This is a genomic window from Allobosea sp. 10L422, assembly GCF_056395345.1.
In genome coordinates this window covers 16659-36701 of sequence record NZ_JBFTJI010000006.1, presented here as the reverse complement: position 1 = coordinate 36701, position 20043 = coordinate 16659, and the positions used below count along the sequence as shown (strand labels likewise).

At 66.7% G+C, this 20043-nt stretch carries 17 protein-coding genes; 5 read left to right on the top strand and 12 right to left on the bottom strand.

The window, feature by feature from the left end; all coding sequences use genetic code 11:
- Position 1: 1 nt before the first annotated feature.
- From AC1DEZ_RS13615 to AC1DEZ_RS13595, 5 genes are all read right to left on the bottom strand, one after another.
- Positions 2-778: an ABC transporter permease gene (locus AC1DEZ_RS13615; protein ID WP_441511019.1), complete on the bottom strand. Its 777-nt coding sequence runs from the start codon at positions 776-778 to the stop codon at positions 2-4.
- Complete coding sequence (locus AC1DEZ_RS13610) at positions 778-1503, bottom strand: ABC transporter ATP-binding protein (protein WP_441511193.1); 726 nt, start codon at positions 1501-1503, stop codon at positions 778-780. Before AC1DEZ_RS13610 ends, AC1DEZ_RS13615 begins: the two co-directional genes overlap by 1 nt.
- Positions 1504-1673: 170 nt before the next feature.
- A complete protein-coding gene (locus AC1DEZ_RS13605; protein ID WP_441511192.1) occupies positions 1674-2747 on the bottom strand; it encodes an ABC transporter substrate-binding protein in 1074 nt (357 codons plus the stop codon).
- 259 nt (positions 2748-3006) lie between these two features.
- Complete coding sequence (locus tag AC1DEZ_RS13600) at positions 3007-4419, bottom strand: FAD-binding oxidoreductase (protein WP_441511018.1); 1413 nt, start codon at positions 4417-4419, stop codon at positions 3007-3009.
- Positions 4420-4590: 171 nt separating this feature from the next.
- Positions 4591-5829: a class I SAM-dependent RNA methyltransferase gene (locus AC1DEZ_RS13595; RefSeq protein ID WP_441511017.1), complete on the bottom strand. Its 1239-nt coding sequence runs from the start codon at positions 5827-5829 to the stop codon at positions 4591-4593.
- Between the two features lie 142 nt (positions 5830-5971).
- On the opposite strand from AC1DEZ_RS13595, the gene AC1DEZ_RS13590 reads away from it, so the two are divergent.
- Both AC1DEZ_RS13590 and corA read left to right on the top strand, forming a co-directional pair.
- Complete coding sequence (locus tag AC1DEZ_RS13590) at positions 5972-7018, top strand: cysteine synthase A (RefSeq protein WP_441511016.1); 1047 nt, start codon at positions 5972-5974, stop codon at positions 7016-7018.
- Between the two features lie 112 nt (positions 7019-7130).
- On the top strand, positions 7131-8186 hold the full coding sequence (gene corA, locus AC1DEZ_RS13585) for a magnesium/cobalt transporter CorA (RefSeq protein ID WP_441511015.1): 1056 nt from the start codon (positions 7131-7133) through the stop codon (positions 8184-8186).
- Here corA and AC1DEZ_RS13580 read toward each other — a convergent pair.
- The 4 genes from AC1DEZ_RS13580 to AC1DEZ_RS13565 form a co-directional block, all read right to left on the bottom strand.
- Entirely contained in the window at positions 8183-9961 is a 1779-nt protein-coding gene (locus AC1DEZ_RS13580; protein WP_441511014.1) for an SLC13 family permease, read from the bottom strand. The two genes, corA and AC1DEZ_RS13580, sit on opposite strands and share 4 nt — an antisense overlap.
- Before the next feature lie 33 nt (positions 9962-9994).
- A complete protein-coding gene (locus tag AC1DEZ_RS13575) occupies positions 9995-10984 on the bottom strand; it encodes a magnesium transporter CorA family protein (protein ID WP_441511013.1) in 990 nt (329 codons plus the stop codon).
- Positions 10985-11063: 79 nt separating this feature from the next.
- Complete coding sequence (locus AC1DEZ_RS13570; RefSeq protein ID WP_441511012.1) at positions 11064-11924, bottom strand: SDR family oxidoreductase; 861 nt, start codon at positions 11922-11924, stop codon at positions 11064-11066.
- Positions 11908-12792 (bottom strand): SDR family NAD(P)-dependent oxidoreductase, encoded by an 885-nt coding sequence (locus tag AC1DEZ_RS13565; RefSeq protein ID WP_441511011.1) that lies wholly within the window; start codon positions 12790-12792, stop codon positions 11908-11910. The genes AC1DEZ_RS13570 and AC1DEZ_RS13565 overlap by 17 nt, the downstream gene beginning before the upstream one ends.
- Positions 12793-12872: 80 nt before the next feature.
- Between AC1DEZ_RS13565 and AC1DEZ_RS13560 the strand changes: the two genes are divergently transcribed.
- Positions 12873-13667 carry a class I SAM-dependent methyltransferase gene (locus AC1DEZ_RS13560; protein WP_476779815.1) on the top strand — a complete coding sequence of 265 codons (795 nt, stop codon included), beginning with the start codon at positions 12873-12875 and terminating at the stop codon, positions 13665-13667.
- Positions 13668-13684: 17 nt separating this feature from the next.
- Here AC1DEZ_RS13560 and AC1DEZ_RS13555 read toward each other — a convergent pair whose 3' ends face one another.
- Positions 13685-15460 carry an acyl-CoA dehydrogenase family protein gene (locus tag AC1DEZ_RS13555; protein ID WP_441511009.1) on the bottom strand — a complete coding sequence of 592 codons (1776 nt, stop codon included), beginning with the start codon at positions 15458-15460 and terminating at the stop codon, positions 13685-13687.
- Positions 15461-15634: 174 nt separating this feature from the next.
- Here AC1DEZ_RS13555 and AC1DEZ_RS13550 point away from each other — a divergent pair, with 174 nt between their 5' ends.
- A complete protein-coding gene (locus AC1DEZ_RS13550) occupies positions 15635-16615 on the top strand; it encodes an L-threonylcarbamoyladenylate synthase (RefSeq protein WP_441511008.1) in 981 nt (326 codons plus the stop codon).
- Positions 16616-16789: 174 nt separating this feature from the next.
- Positions 16790-17689: a LysR family transcriptional regulator gene (locus tag AC1DEZ_RS13545; protein WP_441511007.1), complete on the top strand. Its 900-nt coding sequence runs from the start codon at positions 16790-16792 to the stop codon at positions 17687-17689.
- 3 nt (positions 17690-17692) lie between these two features.
- Here the strand turns inward: AC1DEZ_RS13545 and acuI are convergent, their stop codons facing one another.
- Complete coding sequence (gene acuI, locus AC1DEZ_RS13540) at positions 17693-18679, bottom strand: acrylyl-CoA reductase (NADPH) (RefSeq protein ID WP_441511006.1); 987 nt, start codon at positions 18677-18679, stop codon at positions 17693-17695.
- 97 nt (positions 18680-18776) lie between these two features.
- A complete protein-coding gene (locus AC1DEZ_RS13535; RefSeq protein WP_441511005.1) occupies positions 18777-20009 on the bottom strand; it encodes an MFS transporter in 1233 nt (410 codons plus the stop codon).
- Between the last annotated feature and the right edge of the window lie 34 nt (positions 20010-20043).

Below are 20043 nucleotides of genomic sequence, written 5' to 3'. Positions count from 1 at the left end.
CTCAGGCGACGATCTCGCCGCGGAAGGCCCAGCGGGTCATCCGCCGCTCGACCAGGGCGCAGAGCGCGTAGAGCGCCATGCCCATGATGGCGATGGAGAACAGGCCGGCGAAGGTCGTCGGCGCGTCGTTGCGCGCGCCGGCCGACAGCATCAGGAAGCCGATGCCGCGATTGCCGCCGACCGTCTCCGACAGCACCGAGCCGACGAAGGCGAGCGTCACCGAGACCTTCAGGCTGGCGAAGAGATAGGGCATCGCGCGGGGAACGCCGACCTTGGTCAGGATTTCCCACTGGCTCGCGCCGAGCGAGCGCATCACGTCGCGCATCTCCGGCTCGATGGTCGCGAGCCCCGTGGCGACGTTCACGACGATCGGGAAGAAGGAGATGACGAAGGCCGTGATCACAGCCGGCAACGCGCCGACGCCGACCCAGATCATCAGGATCGGTACGATCGCGACCTTCGGGATCGCGTTGAAGGCGATCAGCAGCGGATAGAGCCCGGCATAGACGAAGGGCGATGCGCCGATGGCAAGACCGAGCAGCAGGCCGAAGCCGATCGCCATCGCGAAGCCGATCAGCGTGGTCCAGAGCGTCTCCAGGCAGAAGCGCAGCAGGATGTCCCAGCGCAGCACCATGGTCTCGAAGATGCGGCTGGGGCGCGGCGCCAAGATTTCCGGCACGTCGAAGACGATGCAGGCCAGTTCCCAGGCCAGCAGCAAGCCGGCCATAGCCAGCCAGGGCATGGCGATGAGCAGCAGGCGCTTCTGAGGTTCGCTCATCACGCATGCTCCAGATGGATGCGTTCGCGCAGCTCGTGGACGATGTCGACGAACTCGACCGAGAAGGTCGTCTCCAGGGTGCGCGGGCGCGGCAGCTCGACCTTGCGGATCTTGACGATCTTGCCGGGGCGCCGGCTCATCACATAGACGGTGTCGGCGAGATAGACGGCTTCGCGCAGGTCGTGCGTGACGAGCACGGCCGTGAAGCGGCGCTCCATCCAGAGCTTCTGCATCACACCCCAAAGCTCTTCACGCGTGAACGCGTCGAGCGCGCCGAAAGGCTCGTCGAGCATCAGGATATCCGGCTCGTGGACAAGGGCGCGGCACAGGCTGGAGCGTTGCTGCATGCCGCCCGAGAGTTGCCAGGGGAATTTGTCCCCGAAGCCGGCGAGCCCGACCGAGGCAAGCAACGCCTCGACACGCGCGATGTACTCGGCCTTGTTGGATCGAAAACGGCGCTTGTGCGGCTCGACCACCTCCAGTGGCAGCAGGATGTTGTCGCGCGTGGTCCGCCACGGCATCAGGGTCGGCGCCTGAAAGGCCATGCCGACGCCGCGGATCGGCCCCTTCACGACCTGTCCGTGCACGCGGACTTCGCCGCTGGTCGGAGGCAGCAGGCCGGTGACGAGTTTCATCAAGGTCGACTTGCCGCAGCCGGACGGACCGACCACGGCGATGAACTCGCCCTTGTCGATGGAGAGCGTCGCGTCATCCAGCGCCAGCATGCGGTTTGAACCACTGCCATAGGCGAGACCGACTTGCCGCAGTTCGACGAGGGGAGAAGCGGAAGTTTCGGGTATCAAATGCGTCATTCTCGGGCTTGCCCCGAGAATCTCGGGAAGGAAAGGCTCCAAGGAGATGGTCGGGTCAAGCCCGACCATGACGGCTGTATGCGCTACGGCGCGACCATCCGCTCCGCCTTCGGCGGCAGGAACTTGCCCGTGAAGACCTTGTCCGGCTCGGGTGCAGAGGGAAGGCCGAAGGCTTCGGCCACGTCCTTGACCGAGCGGGCGAAGCGGGCGGGATCGACATCGCCCATGCCGTTTTCCTTCACGAAGGGCGTCAGCACGTTCATTTTCAGCGACATGTCGAGGCGCTCGGCCTCCAGCTTCTCGTCGATCAGCGGGTCGCGCTTCTTGGCGGCAGCGATGCCCAGGGCCGGATTGGCGGCGACCTCCTTCCAGGCCTTGGCGGTGGCGCGCAGGAAGCCGGTGACGACCTCCGGCTTCGCGGCGAGCGCCGGCGAGACGATGATACCGTTGCCGTAAACGTCCATCTTGTAGTCGGAGTAGTTGAACGAGACGACGTCCTCCGCCTTCACGCCGCGCGCCTTCAGATCGAGGATCGACGAGAAGTAATGGCCGGAGATGAAGTCGACCGTGCCCTGCACCAGCGACTGCTCGCGCAGCTGCGGCGTCAGGTTGACGTGCTGGACGCTGGCAGCGTCGATGCCGACCTTCTTGGCGAAGGCCGGAAACAGGCGGAAGGAGGCGTCGAAGACCGGCGCGCCCAGCTTCTTGCCGGCGAGGTCTGCGGGCTTGGCGATGCCGCTCTTCTTCAGCGCGTGGACGCCGAAGGGCGGGAAGTCATAGGCCATGAAGACGCAGAGGATTTCCTTGCCCGCGTTCTTGGCGTTGTACTCGATCAGCGAGTTCACATCGGCGAAGCCGATGTCGTAGGCGCCGGTCGCGACGCGCTGGACGGCGCCGGCCGAGCCCTGGCCGGGGTCCATCGTCACATCCAGCCCTTCGGCCTTGTAGTAACCCTTGTCGAGCGCGACGAGGAAGGGCGAGGTCGGCCCCTGGAAGACCCAGTCGAGCGTGAACTTGAGTGGTGTCTGGGCGGTGGCGGGCATCGCCCCGGCCAGCGCGACCGCTCCCACCAAAGCCGCCCCGACAAGACCGCGCCGCGTCGGCCCGAAGCCCGTCATCCGCGCGCAATTCGACAGCATCCGCGTCACGCCGATCATACCAGCCAACCCCTCACGTTCTCGTTATGAGGCCGAAGGCTAGTGACGAGGCAAAAAGCGGTCAATCGAGCGCGGGGACCATCCTGCCAAATTTTTGAGCAGCGAGCACCGACGGCGATGCTTCACGACGCAGCTTGCCGATGGGGCAAGCAGGCCAGTAGCCACCGCGCGTTGGCGTCATTCTCGGGCTGGGCGGAGCGCAGACCCGAGAAGCTCGATCAGGAGATGCTCGGGTCACGCCCGAGCATGACGGGCGTGCTCAGCCCTGCGCCAGCATCGCGCCGGGGTTGAGTATCCCCTTCGGGTCGAGCGTCTGCTTGATGCTGCGCATCAGGTCGAGCTCGACCGCATCCTTCACGCCCGGCAGCAGGTCGCGCTTCAGGCGGCCGATGCCGTGTTCGGCCGAGATCGAGCCGTGCAGCTCCGTGACGATGGCGTGGACCGCCTCGTTCATCTCGTTCCAGCAGGCGAGATACGTCGCCTTGTCGGCGCCGACCGGCTGGCTGACGTTGAAATGGATATTGCCGTCGCCGAGATGGCCGAAAGGCACGGGCCGGCAGCCCGGCACCATCGCCTCGACTACCGGAATTGCCCGCTTCAGGAATTCGGGCGTGGCATGGACCGGCACCGAGACGTCGTGCTTGATCGAGCCACCCTCATAGGTCTGCACTTCCGACATCATCTCGCGCAGCTTCCAGAAATCGGCGCGCTGGGTCAGCGATCCCGCCAACGCCGCATCCGTGACGATGCCCTTCTCAAGGGCATCGCCGAGGAAGGCCTCGACAGCCTCGTCGAGCCCGGCCGCGGACTGAGCGGAGACTTCCATCAGGACGTACCAGGGCGACGGCTCCGAGAGCGGGTCGCGCGCGCCCGAAGCGTGGCGCAGGACGAATTCGAGGCCGATGCGGGGCATCAATTCGAAAGTGGTGAGCGTGCCGCCGGCACCGGCCTTGGCGGCATTCAGCAGCGCGAGCGCCGCTTCAGGGTCCGGCACGGCGAGGAAGGCCGTGGCGCGTGCCGCCGGCAGCGGGAAGAGCTTGAGCACGGCAGCCGTGATGATGCCAAGCGTGCCTTCGGCGCCGATGAAGAGGTCCTTCAGGTCGTAGCCGGTGTTGTCCTTGCGGAGCTGGCGCAGCCCGTTCCAGATGCGCCCGTCGGGCAGCACGACCTCAAGCCCGAGGCAGAGCTCGCGGGCATTGCCATAGGCGAGCACGGCCGTGCCGCCGGCATTGGTCGAGAGGTTGCCGCCGATGGTGCAGGAACCTTCCGAGGCAAGCGAGAGCGGGAAGAGACGGCCGGCCGCCTCGGCCGTGTCCTGCGCGCGCTTCAGCGTGACGCCGGCTTCGACGATCATGGTGTCGCCGTCGGTGTCGACGACGCGGACCTTGTCGAGCCGCTGCAGCGAGAGGATGATCTCCCTGCCCTCCGCAATCGGGATCTGGCCGCCGACGAGGCCGGTATTGCCGCCCTGCGGCACCAGCGTCGTGCCGGTCTCGGCGGCGAGCTTCACCAGCTCCGCCACCTCGGCGGTCGAGCCGGGGCGGACGATGCCTTGCGCCTTGCCGCGGAAGAGATCGCGCCACTCCTTGAGGTAAGGCACCATCGCGTCGGGATCAGTGACGACGTTCTTCGCGCCGACGATGCCGGCCATGCGATCGAGAATTGTGCTCATCCTGAAGCCCTGCCTCGTAAGCCTTTTCGAACCTCAGCCCTCATCCTGAGGAGCAAGCGGAGCTTGCGTCTCGAAGGATGCTCCAGATGGTTTCGGAGCCTCCTGGACCATCCTTCGAGACGCCGCTTCGCGGCTCCTCAGGATGAGGGCTGAGAGATGTTCGAACCGGGATTATCCCTTCCTGCCTCGCCGGAACACGCCGACGAGCTCGACATGGGCGGAATAGCGGAACTGGTCGACCGGCGTCACGGCCTCCAACGCATAACCGCCCGCAACCAGCGTCGCAGCATCGCGGGCGAAACTGCCGGCATCGCAGGAAACGTAGATCACGTCCCTGACCTTGGAGGCGGCCAGCCGCTTGACCTGCGCTTCCGCGCCGGCGCGCGGCGGGTCGAGCACCACGACGTCGAAGCCGTTGAGTTCATGCTCCAGCAGGGGGCGTCGGAACAGGTCGCGCGTCTCGGTGGCGATGGGCTTCAGCCCCTGCGTCGCACCGGCGCCCCTGGCAAGGGCGAGCATCGCCGCGTTCTCGCTCTCCACCGCCAGCACCTGCATGCGCTCGGCCAGCCGGAAGCTGAACGGGCCGCAACCGGCGAAGAGATCGGCGACGCGCTTGCCCTTCGGCAGGGCATCCATCACGAGACCGGCCAGAACCTCCTCGCCCGCTGCCGTCGCTTGGAGGAAACCGCCTGCAGCCGGGGCGACCAGGGCCTTGCCCATGTGCTGCAAGGGTGGCCGGCGCTCGACGACGATTTCGCCATGATTCGAGAGCCGGGCGAGGTCGAGCCGTTCGGCCAGCTGCGTCAGGGCGAGCCTGAGCTTGTCGCCGAGCGGGCCGTGACCGCGCATATCGACGTCGAGTCCGGCTTCCGAAGCGGTGATCTGGATGTCGAGCGGCTTGTTCGCGCCGCCCATGCGGTTCGCCAACATCAGGGCGACGGCAGGCGCTCGATCCAGGCCCGGCACCAGCACCGGGCAAGCCTCGATCGCGATGAGTTCATGGCTGCGCGCAGCCATGAAGCCGACGACCATCGCCTCGCCCTGGCGGCGGGCATGGAAGGTCACACGCCGGCGCCCGGCGCCATGGGCATCGACGAGGCCGGCGACCGGCGCCTCGATGCCGGCGCGGCTCAATGTCGTGACGACCTGCTGGCGCTTCCATTCCCGGTAGAGGCCGGGCTCCATATGCTGCGCCGCGCAGCCGCCGCAGCGGGTGAAGAGCGGGCAGATCGCAGCGATGCGGGATGTGGAGGGCGCTATGATCTCCACGAGTTGCCCGCGCTCGCCGTCGACCACGGCGCGCACGGTTTCGCCCGCCAGAGCATAGGGCACGAACACGGTGCCAGCGGGCGTTCGCACAATACCGTCGCCGCGCTGACCGAGGTGATCGACGACCAGAATTTCATTCATGGCGAGCCTTGGAGAAGAGTTTTCTCCCGGCTGCGGTTTGGCGATTGGCATTGTTGCGAACTCGGGGCGTGCGGCCCGCTTGCTTGGTGACCTTGGCGAGCGTTTCGCCTATCAGGTCAGAGACGAATTGGGAAATCCGGCCATGACCATCCGCGACGGCGTCATCGAAGCGATCGGCAACACCCCGCTCATCAAGCTGCAGCAGGCATCGCGGGAAACCGGCTGCACCATCCTCGGCAAGGCCGAATTCATGAATCCCGGGCAGTCGGTGAAGGACCGCGCCGCGCTCGCCATCATCCGCGACGCAGAGGCGAAGGGGCAGCTCAAGCCCGGCGGCGTGATCGTCGAAGGCACGGCGGGTAATACCGGCATCGGCATCGCGCTGGTCGGCAATGCGCTGGGCTATCGCTCCGTCATCGTCATCCCGGAGACGCAGAGCCAGGAAAAGAAGGACATGCTGCGGCTGGCGGGCGCCACGCTGGTCGAGGTGCCGGCCGCGCCTTATTCCAACCCCAACAACTATGTGAAGGTCTCCGGCCGCCTCGCCGAGGAGCTGGCGAAGAGCGAGCCGAACGGCGCGATCTGGGCCAACCAGTTCGACAACACCGCCAACCGGCAAGGCCATTTCGAGACGACCGGCCCGGAAATCTGGGAGCAGACGGCAGGCAAGGTCGACGGCTTCATCTGCGCGGTCGGCTCGGGCGGCACGCTTGCCGGCGTCGGCATGGCGCTGAAGGCACGCAATCCGAAGGTGACGATCGGCCTCGCCGACCCGATGGGCGCGGCGCTCTATTCCTACTACACATCAGGCGTGCTGAAGGCGGAGGGATCCTCGATCACCGAGGGCATCGGCCAGGGCCGCATCACCGCCAATCTGGAGGACGCGCCGGTCGACGCCGCCTTCCAGATTCCCGATGCCGAAGCGGTGCAGATCGTCTTCGACCTGCTCGAGCAGGAAGGGCTGTGCCTCGGCGGCTCTTCGGGCATCAATGTCGCCGGCGCGATCCGGCTGGCGAAGCAGATGGGTCCCGGCCACACGATCGTGACGGTGCTGTGCGACTACGGCACGCGCTACCAGTCCAAGCTGTTCAACCCCGAATTCCTGCGCTCGAAGAATCTGCCCGTTCCCGGCTGGCTGGAGCGCGACAGCGCGGCGCTGAAGCAGGTCGCCGCCAGGGTGATGGCGTAGAGGTCGACCCGTCGCCGCCACAGCGCTCCTTTTGCCGGAAAAGTGATTTCCAAGGACCAGGAACAGTTCTAGCCTGCCCGCAGGGTGATCTCGCGATCGACGAGGTGATCGCATGACAGTCTCGAACGTCCGGTTTGCCGCCTCCGCGGCTCCAAAACCGCTTCCTCGCGATCCAGGGGCCGAGGGGCAACTTCACGAAGCCGGCGTCGTCGCATCAAGCGTCTATGCTCATGGCGTTCGCATCGCCGACATTCCGGTGGAGGAAGCCGGCGAATGGGCAAACAAGGACGGCCATGTCGTCTGGATCGGGCTCTTCGAACCGGAACCCGCCGTGCTCAAATGCGTGCAGCAGCAGTTCAACCTGCATCCGCTCGCGGTCGAGGATGCCACCAATGCCCATCAGCGCCCGAAGCTCGAGCAATATGGCGACGCCCTGTTCGTGGTGGCGCGCACCGCGCAACTGATCGACGGGCGCATCGCTTTCGGCGAGACGCATATCTTCATCGGCCGCGGCTATATCGTCAGCGTGCGTCATGGCGCCTCGACCTCATATACGTCGGTCCGGCAGCATTGGGAGACCTGCCCGACCTCGCTGGCCAAGGGCGAGGACTTCATCCTCTATGCGATCCTCGACTTCATCGTCGACAATTACATGCCGGTGCTAGAGGCGATCCATGACGAGGTCGAGGAGATCGAGGACAGGGTTCTCGCCAAGCCGATGACGCGCTCCGACATCGAGCGGCTCTACATGCTCCGGCGCGACCTGCTGCGGCTGCGCAATGCCATCGCGCCGCTGGTCGATGTCTGCCAGCGCCTGACCAATGGCAACGTGCCCCAGGTGCGGCCGGCGCTCGCCGCGATGTTCCGAGACGTGACCGACCATGTCCGTACCGTGCAGGAGAAGATCGACAGCCTGCGCGAGGTGCTGGCCTTCGCCTTCGAGGCGAGCCTGCTGGTCGGACAGAGCCAGGAGAACTCCATCACCAAGCGGCTCGCCTCCTGGGCAGCCATCCTGGCGGTTCCGACCGCGGTCGCCGGCATCTACGGCATGAACTTCAAGAACATGCCGGAGCTGGAATTCCAGTACGGCTACTACGTGGTGCTGCTGCTGATCGCCTGCGCCTGCGTGACGCTGTATTGGCGGTTCAAGCGGAACGGCTGGCTCTAGCGCAGCGGCCAGACCAGCAGGATCATCGGCACGGCGAGCAGAATGACGATGAGCGAGAGCGGCGCGCCGAGCCGGGCATAATCGCCGAAGCGATAGCCGCCCGGCCCCATTACCAGCGTGTTGCACTGATGGCCGATCGGCGTGAGGAAGTCGCAGGCCGCGCCGATCGCGACCGCCATCAGGAAGGCGTCGGGATTGTAGCCGAGATTTTTGGCGAAGCCGGCGCCGATCGGCGCCATCACGAGCACTGTCGCTGCGTTGTTCAGGAAGGGGGTCACGGCCATCGCCGCAATGAGGATCAGCGCAACGGAGGCCCAGCCCGGCATGCCACTTCCGGCCGCAGCAAGCCAGGACGCGAAGAGATCGGTCGTGCCCGTCGTCCGCAAGGAGTCGCTGACCGGGATCAGCGCCGCCAGCATCAGCAGGATCGGCGCGTCGATGTTCTGATAGGCCTCGCGCAGCGGCACGCAGCGGAAGGCGATCAGCGATACGGCCGCGGCAAAAAAGACAAGCGGCACCGGAGCGAGCCCGGCCGCGAGCGCGATGATCGCAGCCAGCACGATCGTCACGGTCAGCAGCACACGACGCGTCGAGCCGAGCGGCAGAAGCCGGTCAGCCAGCGGCAGCAGCCCCGTCTCCGAGAGTTTTTCCGGCAGCAGCTTCTCGTCGCCCTGGATGACGACGATATCGCCGGCGCGCAGGCGGATATCGCGCAGTCGCTGGCTGAAGCGCTCGCCGGAGCGGCTGATCGCGATCATGTTGACGCCGAAGCGGCTGTGCAGCGCCAGATCGCCGGCGGATTGTCCGATCAGAACAGAGTCCGGCCCGATGATCGCCTCGGCTATGCGGTCGGGATCGAGCGCATCCTCCTTCTGTGTGGGACGGTTCTTTCCGATCAGGTCCAGCCCGCCCTCGGCGACGACGCGCTCGAGCACGGCCGCATCGCCGCGCAACAGCAGAATGTCCCCTGTTCGCAGGCCCGCATCCGGCAGCGGCGCCTGCACGCGGCGCTCTTTGCGCAGGATCGAGACGATCTCGGCCCCGCCGTCGCCGATCGCCTTGAGGTCCGCCACTGTCTTGCCGGCGAGCGGCGACTTCTCCGCGACCTTCGCTTCGGTGAGGTAATCCTTGATGTCGATAGCCTGATCGAGCGTGACGGCGCCACGACGGTCGCGCGGCAGAAGCCGGTAGCCGACGCTCAGGAAGGCGCAGCCCGCCAGCGCCACAACGATGCCGACCGGCGCGAAATCGAACATCCGGAAGGGCTCGCCGCCAAGCTCCTGCCTGACGCGTGCGACGATGACGTTGGGCGAAGTGCCGACCAGCGTGACGATACCGCCCAGCAATGAGGCAAAGGCCATCGGCATCAGGAAGACCGAGGGCGATCTCCCGCCCTTGCGCGCGAGCTGGTAGGCGATCGGCAGCATCATCGCGAGCGCGCCGATGTTCTTGATGATCGCCGACATGATGGCGACCGCGAAAACGAGCAGGGGCACCTCCAGCTGGGTCGAGGAGAGGCGCGGACCCAGCTTCGAGAACAGGCGCTCGATGATGCGGGAGCGCGCAACCGCCGCGCTCAGCACCAGCGCGCTGCCGACGATGATCACGATGTCATCGGAGAAGCCCTTGAAGGCCTCTGCGGCCGGCACCAGCCCCAGGACCACGGCGAACAACAGCGCCAGCATCGCAACGATGTCGTAGCGCAGCCGCCCCCAGAGGAAGGCGGCCATCATGCCGGCGACGAGGAGAACGGAGAGAAGCTGAGGCTGGGTCATCCGGTCGTCTGGGTAGCCGCCGCAAGCCTGGCGTCAGAGCCATTTCTTCCAGCGAAAGAGCATATAGGGCAGAACAGCGAACAGGATCATCAGCCCGATCGCCATCGGATAGCCCCACTGCCAATCCAACTCCGGCATGGTCTTGAAGTTCATGCCGTAGATCGAGGCGATCAGCGTCGGCGGCATGAGCGCGACCGAAACGACCGAAAACAGCTTGATGATCTTGTTCTGCTCGATCGAGACGAGCCCGAGCGTAGCGTCCATCATGAACTGCAGCTTGTTGGAGAGGAAGGCGGCGTGCTCCTCGATGGCCTGCACGTCGCGCACAGCCGAGCGCCACTCCGCCGAAAATCCGGTCTGCGCCTTCTTCGGCCGGGTATAGTTGGCCGAGAGGAAGAGCAGCACGCGCTCGACCGAAACCATGCTCTCGCGCACATTCGAGATGATGTGCTCGTACTGGCCGATCTTCTGGATGACGATCTGATAGACGCCGCCCCGCTCCACATCCTGTCCCCGCCCGGCGAAGATCCGGCGCGAGGCGATGTCGATCTTGTCGCCGACGCCGCGCAGCACCTCCGCCGCACGATCGACGATCGCCTCGATCAGCCCGTCGAGGACCGCTTCCGGTTGCTCGCCGCAACCGCCCGGCTTGGTCGCGCGGTTGAGGAAGATGTTGAAGGCGCCCGGCTCGTCATAACGCACCGTCACCAGCGCCTTGTCGGTCAGGATGAAGGTGACGTCCGCCAATTTGGGAACGACCGTATCGGACTGGCAGATGATGCGCGCCGTCATGAAGCGCGCGCCATCCTCGGTGTAGATGATCTCGGAAGGCTCGAGATCATGCATCTCCTCGCGCGTCGGGATCGAGATGCCGAGATGCTGCTCGACGCGCTTGTCTTCCTCGGGCGTCGGGTTGAGCAGATCGATCCAGATGGCGTCCGCCGGAAAGGCCTCGCCCGGCCCGAGCGCCGCATGCCGAAGCTTGTCGCGCGAATCGGGGCAGACGCCATGGATAATCAGCATGGGCGCGAATCTCGCTGCACGGTCAGGACAGGTGCCGGCAGGAACTCCGATCCGGGACGCATGTCAAACCGATGACGGCTCAGACGCCACCCTTTACCCCCTGCGGCGGCTTGCTGTCGGCCGGGACGAAGAAATCCGGCATCAGCGGCACGGACGGATCGACCCGATAGGGCGTGAAGTCCGTGACGCCCTCGCCCGCCATGAAGCTGTCGTCGATCAGGAAGTTGCCCGAGAATTCGCGGGACGACTTCGAGAAGATCATATGGGCGGCATCGGCCAGGATTTCGGGCGTGCGGCTCGCCTGCACCATCTTGTCGCCGCCGAGCAGGTTCTGGACGGCGGCGGTCGCGATGGTCGTGCGCGGCCAAAGCGCGTTGACCGCGATGCCTTTCGGCGCCAACTCCCCGGCGAGGCCGAGCACGCACAGGCTCATGCCGTATTTGGCGATGGAATAGGCCAGATGCGGCGCGAACCACTGCGTCTTCATGTCGAGCGGCGGCGAGAGCATCAGGATATGCGGATTCGCGGCCTTCTCCAGATACGGAATCGCATATTTCGAGACCATGAAGGTGCCGCGCGTGTTGATCTGATGCATCAGATCGAAGCGCTTCATGTCGATCATCTGGGTGTTGGCGAGTTGGATCGCGCTGGCGTTGTTCACGACGATGTCGATGCCGCCGAAGGTCTCGGCCGTCTTGGCGATCGCCTCGGCAACGCCCTGCTCGTCGCGGACATCGACCATCAGCGGCAGGCATTTGCCGCCGGCCGCCTCGATCTCGGCCGCGGCCGTATAGATCGTGCCCGGCAGCTTCGGGTGCGGCTCGGCCGTCTTGGCCGCGATGGTCACATTGGCGCCGTCCTTCGCAGCCTTGATCGCGATGGCAAGGCCGATACCGCGCGAGCCGCCGGTGATGAAAAGCGTCTTACCCTTGAGCGACATCGCCGCCTCCCTGTTCGTTCGTGATGACGAAGCGGCCGGGCTGCGAGCCGTCCCGGTCGGTGAAGCCATAGGCGCGCGCCAGATCGGCGACTTGCAGCACCTGTCCGGCGAAGCGAGCAAGTTGCGGGTCGGCGGCGAGCGCGGCGACGGCGCGGCCGGCATAGAGCGGCGTTTCCGTGGTTTCCGCTGCGAGGCCGGCGTCGCGGACGCGCTCGGTCAGGACATAGCCCGGCGAAAGCCCGAGCGCGGTGACGCCGAAGGACTTCAACTCTTCGGCCATCGCAAAGGTCAGCCGATTCATCGCGGCCTTGGCGAGATCGTAGAAGACATCGCCGAGATAGCTGCCTGCCGTGTCGAAACTCACCGTGACGATGAGGCCGGAGCGCATCTGCACCATGGCCGGCGCGACGGCACGTGCGAGAAGGAGCTGGGCATAGACGCCGCTCTCGAAGCTCTCCCCCAGCCTCGCGACCGGGCGGCGCCAGAAGGGAGTGCCGAAGCCCGAGCCGTCCGGGTAGCGCTCGCCGTCATAGCCTTCATTGCCGCCCCAGACCGCATCGACGACGCAGTCGAGCCGGCCGAAGCGGCGCAGGGCCCAGGCGGCGAGCCCGTCGACATCGCGTTCACTGGTGTGGTCGCAGCGATAGGGGTAGCCCTTGCCGCCGGCCGCCTCGACCTCGCGGGCCGTATCCTCGAAGGTTTCCGGGCGCTGATCGGTATGCGGCCCGGCCTCGCTGGAGCGCCCGGTGACGATCACCGTGGCGCCGGCCTCGCCCAAGGCCCTGGCGATGCCGCGCCCGACCCCGCGCGAGGCTCCCGCCACAAGGCAGATGCGGCCGGTGAGTGTCGGCGCGACAGCTTCGCTCATCAGCGCTTCGCCTCTTTCTCGGCTAGCCAGGGCACGTCCGCTGCTCTATAGCCCCGCTCCCCTCGCAACGGAGCAGAACGATGGACAGTGGAGATGTCGCGGCCTGCTGGGAGGCGAATGCCGAGATCTGGACCCAGCATGCGCGGGCCGGCTACGACCTCTATCGCGACGCGCTGAACACGCCGGTCTTCCTGGCGAACCTGCCTGATATCGCCGGGCTGAACGGCCTCGACATCGGCTGCGGCGAAGGCTCGAACACGCGCAAGCTCGCCGAGGTCGGCGGGCGCCTGACGGCAGTCGACATCGCGCCGACCTTCATCCGCCACGCGCAGGAGGCGGAGGCTGAGAAGCCGCTCGGGATCAACTATCTGGAGGGCGACGGCACCGCCCTGCCCTTCCCGGATGCGAGCTTCGACTTCGCCACCGCCTTCATGTCGCTGATGGATATGCCGCGGCAGGACCTCGCCCTTGCGGAAGCCGCGCGCGTGCTGAAGCCCGGCGGCTTCCTGCAGTTCTCGATCCTGCATCCCTGCTTCGCGCCGCCCTATCGCAAGGTGCTGCGCGACGAGGCCGGCAATGTCCGGGCGATCGAAGTCGGCCGCTATTTCGACGGCATCGACGGCGAGGTCGAGACCTGGCGCTTCGGCGCTGCGCCCCCCGAGGTCAAGGCCAGCGTCGGGCCGTTCCGCGTGCCGCGGTTTCACCGCACGCTGAGTGAATGGGTCGCCATGATCGTCGCGGCCGGGCTGACGATCGAGCACATGGCCGAGCCGCGCATCGATGCAGAGCGGGCGCAACGGGAGCCCTATCTGGCCGATACACTGATCGCCCCGCTGTTCCTGCATATCCGCGCCCGCAAGGGCGCGGCCGCCTGAACGGGGCGCTGCTGCGCTCACGCGGCGAAGACCGCCGCCGCGTCGGCGATAGCGCCGGCGCCTTCCGTCACCGCGAGTTCCAGTGCGGGCGCTTCGGTCGCGAGGCATTCGGCATAGAAGCGAGCCGTAGCGAGATCGCCGGTGCCTTCCGCCTCGGCCCGAGTGGCGAGCGCCTTCTTCGCCAGCCCCGTGCCGCCCTGCGCCAGCGCGAAGAGCTTCAGGTAAGGCGTTGCGCCGGCCAGAGCATCGGCCTGGCTCGAACCCAGCGTCGCCAGCATCCACTGCGTTGCGCGCTCCAGCGCATCGACCGCAGCGCCGAGACGCGCAGCCGCATGGCCGAAGCCCGGCGTGTTGGCGCGCTCGACCTCGCCGACCACGGCGCGCATCTCGGCGATCAGCCCCTTGACCGCCTCGCCGCCGGAGAGCGGCAGCTTGCGGGTGACGAGATCGATCGCCTGGATGCCGTTGGTGCCCTCGTAGATCGCGGCGATGCGCGCGTCGCGCAGGTGCTGGGCGGCGCCGGTCTCCTCGATGAAACCCATGCCGCCATGGACCTGCACGCCTGTCGAGGCGACATCGATGCCGATATCGGTGGAATAGGCCTTGGCGACGGGGGTGAGGATGGCGGCGCGCTCGGCAGCGGCCTTGCGCTTCGCCTCGTCCGGCTCGCGGTGTGAGCGGTCGAGCGCCTCGGCAACGAGGTAGGAGATCGCGCGCGCGCCTTGCGTCTTGGCGCGCATGTCCATGAGCATGCGGAGCACATCCGGATGGACGATGATCGGGCTCATCGGCGCGCCCTTCGGCGCGTCGAGCGCAGCGCCCTGCTTGCGCTCGTGAGCGAAGGCGAGCGCCTGCTGATAGGCACGCTCGGCGATGGCGACACCCTGCAGCGCGACATTGAGGCGGGCATTGTTCATCATCGTGAACATGCAGGCGAGGCCGCGGTTCTCCTCGCCGATCAGCCAGCCGACGGCGCCGTCCTCGTCTCCGAAGGCCATGGAGCAGGTCGGCGAGGCATGGATGCCGAGCTTGTGCTCGATGCCGGAGCAGCGGAGGTCATTGTGTTCGCCAAGCGTTCCGTCGGCATTGACCAGATATTTCGGCACGAGGAAGAGCGAGATGCCGCGCGTGCCGGGAGGGGCGTCGGGCAGGCGCGCCAGCACGAGATGGACGATGTTCTCCGTCAAATCGTGCTCGCCATAGGTGATGAAGATCTTCTGGCCGGTGATCCGATAGGTGCCGTCCGGCTGGCGCTCGGCCCTGCTGCGCAGCGCGTTGAGATCGGAGCCCGCCTGGGGCTCGGTGAGGTTCATCGTGCCCATCCACTCGCCGGAGACGAGCTTGGCGAGATAGGTCTCCTTCAGATGGTCGGAGCCATGCGCATAAAGCGCCTCGATGGCGCCGACCGTCAGCAACGGGCCGAGGGCAAAGGCAAAGGCGGCCGAGTTCCACATCTCGATGCAGGCGGATTGCAGAAGCGCCGGCAAGCCCTGCCCGCCATAGGCTTCGGGCGCCGGCAGCGAATTCCAGCCGGCTTCGGCCCAGGCCTTGTAGGCCTCTTTCCAGCCTGGCGGGGTGGTGACGGCGCCGTCCTTCAGCTTCGAGCCGTAGGCATCGCCGACCCGGTTGAGCGGCGCGATGACGTCCGTCGCGAACTTCGCCGCCTCGTCCAACACCGCTTCGGTGACGCCGCCCTCGAGCTCCGGAGCCAGCCCCTCTGCGATCAGCCGGTCGAGGCCTGCGACATGGCGCATGGTGGCGAGCATGTCCGAAACCGGGGCGCGATAGCTCATATGTCGTCTCCCTGAGGCGCGCGGGCCCGAAAGGGCAGCCGCAGCCTGCATTTGCCGTTGCCGCGATGGTAGCGAGGAACTATCGCCTATGCCACGCGCAAGCGAGCGCGACCTTCGTCCCGTGTCGCGCCTGTCAGTTAGTTTATATATAAACCATCTTCGGTCAATCTCGTCGTGAACCAGCCCCTCCCCGCCCTCCGCCAAACGAAGCTTCTTGCTGCCGACGCTGCCGGCATTGCCGAAGCCGCGGCGTTGCTGCGTGCAGGCGGCCTTGTCGCGATGCCGACGGAGACCGTCTACGGCCTCGCGGCTGACGCGACCGAGGGCACCGCCGTTGCCGGCATCTACGCCGCCAAGGAGCGGCCGAGCTTCAACCCGCTGATCTCGCACCTGCCCGATCTGGCAAGCGCGCGCCGGCAAGGCCTTTTCGACGCCAATGCGCTGGCGCTGGCGCAAGCCTTCTGGCCGGGACCGCTGACGCTGGTCGTACCGATATCCTCCGGCTGCACCGTCAGCGAACTGGCGCGGGCGGGGCTCGCCACGGTGGCGCTGCGCGTCCCGGCCCACCCCGTCGCGCATGCCGTTCTCGAAGCGGCTGGGCGCCCGATCGCGGCACCTTCCGCCAATCGCTCCGGCAGGATCAGCGCGACCAGCGCCGCCCATGTCATGGCCGATCTTGACGGGCGCATCGACGCCGTTCTCGATGCCGGCCCGACCGAGGTCGGCGTCGAATCGACCATCGTTGCCTGCCTCGACGGCGCGCCACGCCTGCTCAGGCCCGGCGGCGTGCCGCGCGAGGCGATAGAAGGCGTGATCGGCCGCCCGCTCGTGCTGGCGGGCGAAGCCGGCCAGGCCCCGATCGCGCCGGGCATGCTGACCTCGCACTATGCGCCGGTCGCTGGCGTCAGGCTCGATGCCGGTGCCCCCCGCGATGGCGAGGCCTGGCTGGGCTTTGGGCCGGGGCAGGACTTCCCGGCCTCGCTCAATCTCAGCCCGACCGGCGATCTGCGCGAGGCGGCGAGCCATCTCTTCGGCCATCTGCGCCGGCTGGACGAGATGGGCCTGCGAATGATCGCCGTCGCCCGCATTCCGGAGCAGGGGCTGGGCGAGGCGATCAATGACCGGCTGCGTCGGGCGGCCGCCCCACGCAGCTGATAACGAGCACAGGCGTCGTTCTCGGGCGAAGGGAAGCGCAGACCCGAGGATCTCTTGCAAGATGACGCGCCCTCCTTCCTGAGATGCTCGGGTCGAGCCCGAGCATGACGGCCCCTTCCAACTTGCATCGATGCAAGATTTCGGCTTGCGTGCCGGCCGGAGGACGCGTTGCCGATGAATGCCAAGCTCGCCTGGGACGATTTCCGGCTGATCAAGGCCATCGCCGATCATGCCGGGTTGACCGGGGCCGCAGCGGCGCTGTCGGTCAACCACTCGACGGTGTTCCGCCGCCTCGGCCAGATCGAGGAGATCGTCGGCATGCCGCTCTTCGAGCGGCGCAAGACCGGCTATGTCGCGACAGTGGCCGGCGCGGAGATGACGGCGCTTGCGAGCCGCATGGACGAGGATGTAACCGCCTTCTCCCGGCGTCTCGCCGGACGCGATGTCGCGCCTTCGGGCGAATTGCGAATCACCACGACCGACACTCTCTACCAGAACGTGCTCCTGCCGATCTTCTCGGCCTTCCGCCGCGCCCATCCCTTGATCAGGCTCGATGTCGTCGTCGGCAACCAGGCACTCAACTTGTCCAAGCGCGACGCAGACATTGCGATCCGCGCCAGCGACACGCCCGGCGAGACGCTGGTCGGCCGGCGCATCGCGACCATTGCCTGGGCGATCTATGGCCGCGCGGAAGACGGCATCACGCCTGAGGAAAAAGCGGATCCCACCTTGCTCTACGAGCGGGACTGGGTCGCGCTCGGCGACCAGCTCTCCCATGTGAAGGCGGCCCGCTTCGTGCGCGAGCATGTCGAACCGGAGCGGATCGCCCTGAAGAGCTCGGCCGTGCTCGGCATCGCCGAAGCGGTCGGGCGCGGCCTCGGCATCGGGCCGATGCCGTGCTTCATCGCCGACCAACGGCCAGACCTCATCAGGCTCCTGCCGCCCAATCCCGATTTCGCGACAGGGCTATGGGTGCTCACCCACCCCGACATCCGTCACGTGCCGCGCGTGCGAGCCTTCATGGATTTCTGCAGCTGCGAGCTGGCGCGGCAGCGAGCTCTGTTCGAGGGATAGGGATTAGCCGATCTCAACGACGACGCGGCCCTTCACCTTGCCCTCGACGATAGCCTTGCCCGTTTCGATCACGGCTTCGAGCGGGATCGTCGTGGTGATCAGCGCGAGCTTCTCGCGGTCGAGGTCGCTGGCAAGGCGCTTCCACGCTTCGAGCCGGCGCAGCTTGGGACACATCACCGAATCCACGCCGAGCAGCGCGACGCCGCGGAGGATGAACGGCGCAACCGAGGCCGGCAGGTCCATGCCCTGCGCAAGGCCGCAGGCGGCGATGGCACCACCATATTTCGTCATCGAGAGCAGGTTCGCCAGCGTATGCGAGCCGACCGCGTCCACGCCGGCGGCCCAGCGCTCCCTCCCGAGCGGACGGCCCGGCGCCGAAAGCTCGTTTCGGTCGATGATTTCGGCCGCGCCGAGATCCTTGAGATAATCGGCCTCCTCGGCGCGGCCGGTCGAGGCGATGACGTGCCAGCCGGCCTTGGCCAGCAGCGCGATTGCGACCGAGCCGACGCCGCCGGCAGCACCTGTCACGACGACCGGGCCGTCGGAAGGCTTGAGACCATGCTTCTCGAGCGCGAGAACGCAGAGCATGGCGGTGTAGCCGGCAGTGCCGATCGCCATCGCCTCAGCGGGCGTCAGGCCCTCCGGCAGCGGCACTAGCCAGTCGCCCTTGACCCGGCTCTTCTGGGCGTAGGCGCCCAGATGCGTCTCGCCGGTGCCCCAGCCGTTGAGGACGACGAGATCGCCTGGTTTGAAATCGGGATTGTCGGAGGCCTCGACCCGGCCGGCGAAATCGATGCCGGGGATCATCGGCCAGCGGCGCACCACCGGCGCCTTGCCGGTGATGGCGAGGCCATCCTTGTAGTTCACCGTCGAATGCGTGACGCGGACGGTGACATCGCCCTCCATCAGGTCACCCTCGGCGAAATCGGTGAAGGCGAGGTTCGGCCCGGTCTCGCCCTTGGTTGCCACGAGGGCCTTGAACGTCGTCATCACCATCTCCTCAGCGCTGAAACGCGAAGGCCGACAAGGTTGCAGCGGCAGCCCGCCGCCGCAACCCCATCGGCCGTGCGTCGGATCGTCTTCCGAATCAGGCCGGCTGCACCTGCGGCCGCTGCACCGGCCGCTCGACGATCGGCAGATTGATCAGGGCCGAGGCGATGCCGAGCGCGACCGAGAGCCACCAGACTAGCTGGTAGTTGCCCATCGATTCGTAGAGCACGCCGCCAAGCCAGACGCCGAGGAAGCCGCCGACCTGATGCGAGAAGAAGGCAAAGCCGTAGAGCATCGCCATGTATTTGGTGCCGAACATCAGCATGACCAGCGAAGAAGTCGGCGGCACGGTGGAGAGCCAGAACAGGCCGATGACGACGCCGAAGGTGATCGCGGTCACTGGGCTGGGCGGAAGCATGATGAAGGCAGCGATCGCCACCGCACGGCCAAGATAGATCCAGGCGAGGAGATGGCGCTTCGGCATGCGGGTCGAGAGCCAGCCGGAGGACAGCGAGCCCACGGCATTGGCAAGGCCGATCACCGCGAGAGTCCAGCCGCCGACCCAGGCCGGCAGGCCGGCGTCCTTGAGATAGGCCGGCATGTGGACGGTGATGAAGGCGAGCTGGAAGCCGCAGGTGAAGAAGCCGAGCACGAGCAGGACATAGCTGCGGTGCTTGAAGGCCTCGCTCAGAGCCTGCACCACGGTCTGGTTCGGCAGGTTGGCAGCAGCCGTCGTACCGGCCGAACCGAGCTTGCGCGTCGCCAGCACGATCGAAACCGGGAGGATCGGCAGCAGCGTAAACGCAAAGACGATCAGCGCCTGCTGCCAGCCCAGCGTATCGATCAGGATGTTGCCGATCGGCGGGAACAGGAACTGGCCGAAGGAGCCAGCCGCCGTGCCGGCGCCGAATGCCATCGGCCGCCACTGCTCCGGCAGGAGCTTGCCGAAGGCTGCGAGAACGAGGTTGAAGGAGCAGGCAGAGAGGCCGAAGCCGATCAGCACACCGGCGCCGAAATGGAGCTGCAGCGGCGTGGTGGCATAGGCCATCATGACGAGGCCGGCAGCGTAAAGCACAGCGCCGACGCAAAGCACCCGCACAGTGCCGTAGCGATCGGCGATGGCGCCGGCGAAGGGCGCGCCGAGGCCCCAGAGCAGGTTCTGGATCGCGAGCGCCAGGCCGAAGATGTCACGGCCCCAATGGAACTGCAGCGTCATCGGGATTTGGAAGAGGCCGGCGCTGGCGCGCGGGCCGAAGGTGATCAGGGCGATCAGGCAGCCGGCGGCGACGATGACCTCCGGTGCGTAGCTGCGCGCTGGAGTGGACGACATGGATTTCTCCGGCGAGTCGGGAGTGTCGGAAGTG